The sequence below is a fragment of the Serratia sp. PF-27 genome, from assembly GCF_030053255.1.
In the GTDB taxonomy this organism is placed as follows: Bacteria; Pseudomonadota; Gammaproteobacteria; order Enterobacterales; family Enterobacteriaceae; genus Serratia; species Serratia bockelmannii.
In genome coordinates this window covers 138,317-145,170 of sequence record NZ_JASGBT010000002.1, presented here as the reverse complement: position 1 = coordinate 145,170, position 6,854 = coordinate 138,317, and the positions used below count along the sequence as shown (strand labels likewise).

The window sequence follows — 6,854 nt, the reverse complement described above, 5'->3', positions numbered from 1 at the left end:
CCCGATGAGGTTCATCGGGCGTTATCCGGTTGAAAAGTGTCAACCTATATCAGGACTAGTCACTTGGCGATCTTCTTGTACTTGATGCGGTGCGGCTCGAGCGCGTCGGCGCCCAGCGTACGCTTCTTGTACTCTTCGTACTCGGTGAAGTTGCCTTCGAAGAATTCCACCTTGCCCTCGTCCTGGTAGTCCAGGATGTGGGTGGCGATACGGTCGAGGAACCAACGGTCGTGCGAGATCACCATGGCGCAGCCAGGGAATTCCAGCAGGGCGTTTTCCAGTGCGCGCAAGGTTTCGATATCCAGGTCGTTGGTCGGTTCATCGAGCAGCAGCACGTTGCCGCCAACCTGCAGCAGCTTGGCCAGGTGCAGACGGCCACGCTCACCGCCGGACAGCTCGCCCACGCGTTTGCCCTGATCGACGCCCTTGAAGTTGAAGCGGCCGACATAGGCACGGCTCGGCATCTCGGTGTTGCCGATGCGCATGATGTCCTGCCCGCCGGAGACTTCTTCCCACACGGTTTTCGAACCGTCCATGCTGTCGCGGAACTGATCGACGGACGCCAGCTTGACGGTATCGCCCAACACGATGCTGCCGGAGTCAGGTTGTTCCTGACCGGACATCATGCGGAACAGCGTGGATTTACCCGCGCCGTTCGGGCCGATGATGCCGACGATTGCCCCTTTAGGCACCGAGAACGACAGGTCATCGATCAGCAGGCGGTCGCCGTAGGACTTGCGCAGGTTGCTGACTTCGACCACTTTATCGCCCAGGCGCGCGCCAGGTGGGATGAACAGTTCGTTGGTTTCGTTACGTTTCTGGTATTCGGTGTTGTTCAGCTCTTCGAAGCGGGCCAAACGGGCCTTGCCTTTGGACTGACGGCCTTTGGCACCCTGACGCACCCACTCCAGCTCTTTCTCGATCGACTTGCGACGAGCGGCTTCGGCGGACGCTTCCTGCGCCAGACGCGCGTCTTTCTGCTCCAGCCAGGACGAGTAGTTGCCTTCCCACGGGATGCCTTCGCCGCGGTCCAGTTCGAGGATCCAGCCGGCCACGTTATCCAGGAAGTAACGGTCGTGGGTGATCGCCACCACGGTGCCTTCGAAGTCGTGCAGGAAGCGTTCCAGCCAGGCCACGGACTCGGCGTCCAGGTGGTTGGTCGGTTCGTCCAGCAGCAGCATGTCCGGTTTTTCCAGCAGCAGGCGGCACAGCGCGACGCGGCGGCGTTCACCCCCGGACAGGTGGGCGATTTTGGCGTCCCAGTCCGGCAGGCGCAGCGCATCGGCGGCGCGTTCCAGTTGAGCGTTGAGGTTGTGACCGTCGTGCGCCTGAATGATCTCTTCCAGGCGGCCCTGTTCGGCGGCCAGCTTGTCGAAGTCTGCGCCTTCTTCCGCGTACAGTGCGTACACTTCGTCCAGGCGTTTCAGCGCGCCGACCACTTCCGCCAGCGCTTCTTCCACCGATTCACGCACGGTGTGTTCGAGGTTAAGCTGCGGCTCCTGCGGCAGATAACCGATCTTGATGCCCGGCTGCGGGCGCGCTTCCCCTTCGATATCGGTATCGATGCCGGCCATGATGCGCAGCAGGGTGGACTTACCGGCGCCGTTCAGGCCCAGTACGCCGATTTTTGCCCCAGGGAAGAAGCTCAGGGAGATGTTTTTCAAAATATGACGCTTCGGCGGTACTACCTTGCCGACGCGGTGCATGGTATAGACGTATTGAGCCACGTTGCTCTAAGCCTCTCTATATCAGTATTTATAGGATGTCTGGCGGCATGAGTGTAGCCCGTTTCGATCTCGGATCCCAGACATCGCTCAGCGATCGCTAAGTATAACCGTTTATGCGCCGATAAAGGCGCATATTGGTGGCTTATGGCGTGACGACGATCGCGACGCGGCGGTTTTCCGCGCGGCCGCTGGAGGTGCGGTTATCGGCAACGGGGTCGCGTTTGCCCATGCCGCGAGTTTCGATATTGGCGCGCGGAATGCCGACGCTGGCCAGCAGATCGGCCACCGCATCGGCGCGGCGCAGGGATAGCTGGTCGTTGTAGCTGTCTTCACCGTAGTTGTCGGTATGGCCGTCCAGGCGGAACTTGGTGATGCCGACGCTCAGCAGCGCACGGCCCATCTTCTGCACCGTCTCGGTGCTTTCCGGGTTCAGCTTGCCGATATTGTTACCGAACAGCACTTTATCCGACAGGCCGAACTCCCAGCCGTTATCGGTCAGTTTGAAGCCCTGCGATTGCAGCAGCGCAACCTGCTCGGGCGTCAGGCCCTGCGGTTTGCTCTGGCAGCCGGCGAGCGCCAGCAGGGCGACGAACGTTATCGCCAGCAGTGAAAAACGACCTTTAAACAGTTGCTGTATCATAGTCAAAATCCCTAGTTCAAGTGTTATAGCCGGGGCTCTTATTTATGTATAGCCAGCCGCCAGCCTCCGTTATAACGATGCTTTGCCTGATACATCGCATCGTCAGCTTCGTGCAAAAGACCCTGAGGCGTTGACGCGTGATCAGGGTACAGCGCAATACCGATACTCAGAGAGGTAATGACCGTCTCGTCGTTCGGCAAAATGACCGGTTGCGTCATGCAGTCGATGATGTTGTCAGCGATCTGCAAGACATCTTCCGTGCCGTGTACCGGCGCCAGCAGCACGGCGAATTCATCCCCTCCCAGGCGTGCGACCAGATCGGTTTCGCGCAGCTGCGCGCGAATGCGCCCGGCAATGGTGGTCAGCACCGCATCGCCTGCGGCGTGGCCGTAACTGTCGTTCACCTCCTTGAAACGATCGCCGTCGATAAACAGCACCGCCAATTTCGCCGGCGATTCGATATCGCCCAGCGCCCGGCTCAGTCGCCCTTCGAAGAAGGCGCGGTTCGGCAAACCGGTCAGGCTGTCGTGCGTTGCCCGGTGCGCCAGCGAGTCGTTCTCCTGCTTCAGATGGGCCTGCCAGGCCTCCAGCTCGTCGAGCAAGCCGTTGAAATCATTGCTGAGCTCATGCAACTCGGCGATAGGCGCCGACGGCACCCGCAGGCCGAAGGTGCGATCGCGGCGCACCGCATGCGCCACATTGGCGATGTCGTCCAGCGAACTGACGATGCCGACCAGCATACGGCGCGACAACACCAGGGCGCACAGGGTGCTGAGCACCAGGCAGGCGATCATACCGACCATGCCGCGCAACAGGAAACGCAGCAGGCTGCCGCCGTTACCGCTCAGCCAGACCTGACCGACCTGCTTGCCCTCGTGGGTGATAGGCAGAATGACCGGCTCGGGCAGCGCCCAGTGCGCGACGATCTGCTCAAGGCCATGCAGCGGCCCATCGGTGGGATGGCGCCAGTTGGCTAGCATCTTGCCGTTGTTGTCGAGGATCCGCACGTCCGATACCTCTTCGTTGGAGGCGATCAGCATCAGCGCCTCGCGCGCGGCAGTGCGATCTTCAAACACTACGGCGGCTTCGACGGTATAGCTGATGGAGCGCGCGATCAGGTGCAGGTTGTGATTGGCATAGGCGCGCAGCGCAAACAGCGCCACCAGCGTCAAAAAGATGCCGGCGGTGCCGACGGCGATCAGCGCCAGCCCAAGATGCACCCGCTGCAGCACTCGGCCCAGCGTCGGGCGCGCATTGCCGGAGCGGTTTCTACGCAACAGCCTCATAGCGGCGGCGCCTGTTTGCGTGCCAGCTGCAGCACGTTGGGGTGAACGCGCACGCCGCTGCGCGCCAGAGCGTCCAGGTTGACCTTGAAACTGGCCTGGTCCCCATCGATCTGCAGGCAAAAAGCGCTGCCGGCGGAGCATTCGCTATCGTTTTCGCTGATGCTGAGAATGGAGTTGCCGGAAATGCGCTGCATGAAATTTTGTCTCTGCGCGGCGGTGATGTTCCCTAAGTAGATGACATCGCAGCCGGTACTCAGCGTTGGGCTGTCGAACGGCACGCGCTCGGCTTTAATCGGGCGCGGCGCGCTCAGCAGGATCGGATCGAACAGCCCTTCGGCATACTGGGTGGGCGCGGTCACGCACAAGCGGATCGGATTGGGTTCACGCGACCAGCGGGCGTAGCTGATGATGCCTACCACCACGGTCGTCACGGCGTGCGTGCGCTTTTGATAGGGATCATCGGCGGCGTGCGCAGGCCCGGACAACGTCAGCAGCGCTAACAAAACGATCAGCAGCAGGCGACCGATATTCAGGCGTGCGCCAAGGAAGCCCGGCTCGGGGCTTTTTGCGCAACGCATTGCTATCGCGGTCTTATTCGCCATCTTCACCCGCCATTCCGGCCTGATCCACCGCCCGCAGGCCGTGGCCTGACAAGGAAAAATCCGGCCCGCTTGAAGGGACTATCGTTTTGCTGAAAGCTGTCAGTCGCACTGCCTAATGAACACTATCTAACCCATAATTGGCGCGGATTGTATTATAAGATGTCTTCGTTGGGCGCTTTATGTGCTGTTTTCTCGGAATTATCCTACTTATTTTTGATAGTATAAAAATGCCTACCCGGGTTTGCCACCGCTTTTCTGCAAAGTTGGCGCGTTTGGCCAGCTGTCAGGCGATTTGCGCAACGGCGGGCTCATATCTCAAATGAAATAATGTGATAGCTAATAATTAAAAAGAATTTTACTTCTTTCATAAACACCGGGCCGGTTAATAAAAATCCGGTGACTGGAAATATCCCGGCGACCTGATTTGTCAGTCAAAGTAAACGTTTTTTACCTGGCTCCCGTCATGGCGATACACTTCTTCTTCTACAGTATTGAATGGATAAGCGATTGCGCTGTCTATGGTAGATATCTGCGTCCGGGCCGTGCGCCCGGCTTTATTTTGTCCCGCGGCGCCGTGCGCGGCGGTCACCGGGGGGGCTGGGCGGCTCCCTCGGTACAACCAGTGAGGAAAGAGCGAGGATGGTCAAGGTGGACAAGCGACGGCTGTTGGCAATGGGGCTGTGCCTGACGGCGTTTTCAGGCGCGGCGCTGGCGGATTCTCTGGATGCGCAACGTCAGCGCTACCAGCAGATCAAACAGGCGTGGGACGGCAATCAGATGGACGTGGTGGCGCAGCTGATGCCGACGCTGCGTGATTATCCGCTTTATCCTTATCTGGAATACCGCGAGCTGACACAGGATCTTAGCCAGGCGGGGTTCTCCGAGGTGAACGACTTTATCAAGCGCAACCCGACGCTGCCGCCGGCGAAATCGCTGGCGCCGCGCTTCGTCAATGAGCTGGCGCGGCGCGAAGACTGGCGCACCCTGCTGGCCTTCAGCCCACAGCCGCCCAAACCGGTGGCGGCGCGCTGCAACTATTACTACGCCAAATGGGCTACCGGCGACCAGCAGGCGGCCTGGAACGGCGCCGATGAACTGTGGTTGAACGGCAAAACGTTGCCGAGCGCCTGCGATCGGCTGTTCAGCGTCTGGCGCGGCGCAGGCAAGCAAACGCCGCTGGATATTCTGGCGCGTATGAAGCTGGCGCTGAAAGAGGGCAACAGCTCGCTGGTCAGCAACCTTTACAGCCAACTGCCGGCCGACTATCAAACCATGGGCAACGCCCTGGTGCGCTTGCAAAACGATCCGACCACCGTGGAAGCCTTCGCCCGCAGCGTAGGGCCGACCGACTTTACCCGTGCCGCCACCGGCATCGCCTTTGAACGCCTGGCGCGGCAGGATGTGGAAAACGCGCGGGCGATGATCCCGACGCTCGCGCGGCTGCAGAAAATGAGCGACGACGAGCGGCTGGGGCTGGAAGAGTCGGTGGCCTGGCGCCTGATGGGCAGCGACGCTACCTATGAACAGGCGCAGTGGCGCGATCAGGTGATTCTGCGCAGCCGTTCGCCTTCGCTGCTGGAGCGCCGGGTGCGCATGGCGCTGGGTAACGGCGATCGGCAGGGCGTCGCGACCTGGCTGGCCCGTCTGCCGGAAGCGTCGCGCAACAAGGATGAGTGGCGCTACTGGCGCGCCAGTCAGCTGATGGACGAAGGCAAACGCGCCGAAGGTGAGGAGATGTTGCGCAATCTGATGACCGAACGCGGTTTCTATCCGATGGTGGCGGCGCAGAAGCTGAACGCCACTTATCCGGTGATGGTGGCGGTGGCGGCCAAGCCGCGCACGTCGCTGGTCGACGGGCCGGAGGTCGCCCGGGTACGCGAGCTGATGTACTGGAATATGGACAACCTGGCCCGCAGCGAATGGGGCTCCTACGTCGCCAGCCGCAGCCGGCCGGAACAAGAGGCACTGGCGCGCTACGCCTTTGAGCAAAAATGGGCCGATCTGAGCGTGCAGGCGACCATCGTCGGCAAGCTGTGGGATCATCTGGAGGAACGGTTCCCGGTCGCTTGGCCACAGGAGTTCCGCCGCGCCACCGATGACAAGGGGATCACCAGCAGCTATGCGATGGCGATCGCGCGCCAGGAGAGCGCCTGGAATCCGAAGGCGCAGTCGCCGGTCGGTGCCGCCGGCCTGATGCAGGTGATGCCGCGCACCGCGCAGCATACGGTGCAGATGTTCAATATTCCCGGCTATGTCGGCCCGAGCCAACTGTTCGATCCGCAGACCAATATCACCATCGGCACCAGCTATCTGGAGTCGGTCTATCAGCAGTTCGGCCGCAACCGCATTCTGTCGAGCGCCGCCTATAATGCCGGCCCGTCGCGGGTGAATACCTGGCTGGGCAACAGCGCGGGGCGGATCGATCCGGTGGCGTTCATCGAAAGCATTCCGTTCTCTGAAACCCGCGGCTACGTCAAGAACGTGCTGGCTTATGATGCGTTTTACCGTTATCTGACGCACCGGCCGGCCAAGGTGCTGACCGACGCCGAGTGGCAGAGACGTTATTGATTTTGACGGCCCTATGGTATGCTGCTGTACT

5 protein-coding genes are annotated in these 6,854 nt (G+C 60.8%); 1 reads left to right on the top strand and 4 read right to left on the bottom strand.

Annotated elements, in window-relative coordinates:
- Window positions 1–59: 59 nt before the first annotated feature.
- From ettA to yfiR, 4 genes are all read right to left on the bottom strand, one after another.
- Window positions 60–1,727 (bottom strand): energy-dependent translational throttle protein EttA, encoded by a 1,668-nt coding sequence (ettA, locus tag QMZ29_RS00960; RefSeq protein WP_025159620.1) that lies wholly within the window; start codon window positions 1,725–1,727, stop codon window positions 60–62.
- Window positions 1,728–1,869: 142 nt separating this feature from the next.
- Entirely contained in the window at window positions 1,870–2,367 is a 498-nt protein-coding gene (gene yfiB, locus QMZ29_RS00955) for an outer membrane lipoprotein YfiB (protein WP_049294810.1), read from the bottom strand.
- A 38-nt stretch (window positions 2,368–2,405) separates the two neighbouring features.
- A complete protein-coding gene (dgcN, locus tag QMZ29_RS00950; protein WP_025305223.1) occupies window positions 2,406–3,653 on the bottom strand; it encodes a diguanylate cyclase DgcN/YfiN in 1,248 nt (415 codons plus the stop codon).
- Window positions 3,650–4,261: a regulatory sequestration protein YfiR gene (yfiR, locus tag QMZ29_RS00945; protein ID WP_025305224.1), complete on the bottom strand. Its 612-nt coding sequence runs from the start codon at window positions 4,259–4,261 to the stop codon at window positions 3,650–3,652. The genes dgcN and yfiR overlap by 4 nt, the downstream gene beginning before the upstream one ends.
- 633 nt (window positions 4,262–4,894) lie before the next feature.
- Here yfiR and sltY point away from each other — a divergent pair.
- Window positions 4,895–6,823: a murein transglycosylase gene (sltY, locus tag QMZ29_RS00940; protein WP_282981195.1), complete on the top strand. Its 1,929-nt coding sequence runs from the start codon at window positions 4,895–4,897 to the stop codon at window positions 6,821–6,823.
- Window positions 6,824–6,854: the final 31 nt, after the last annotated feature.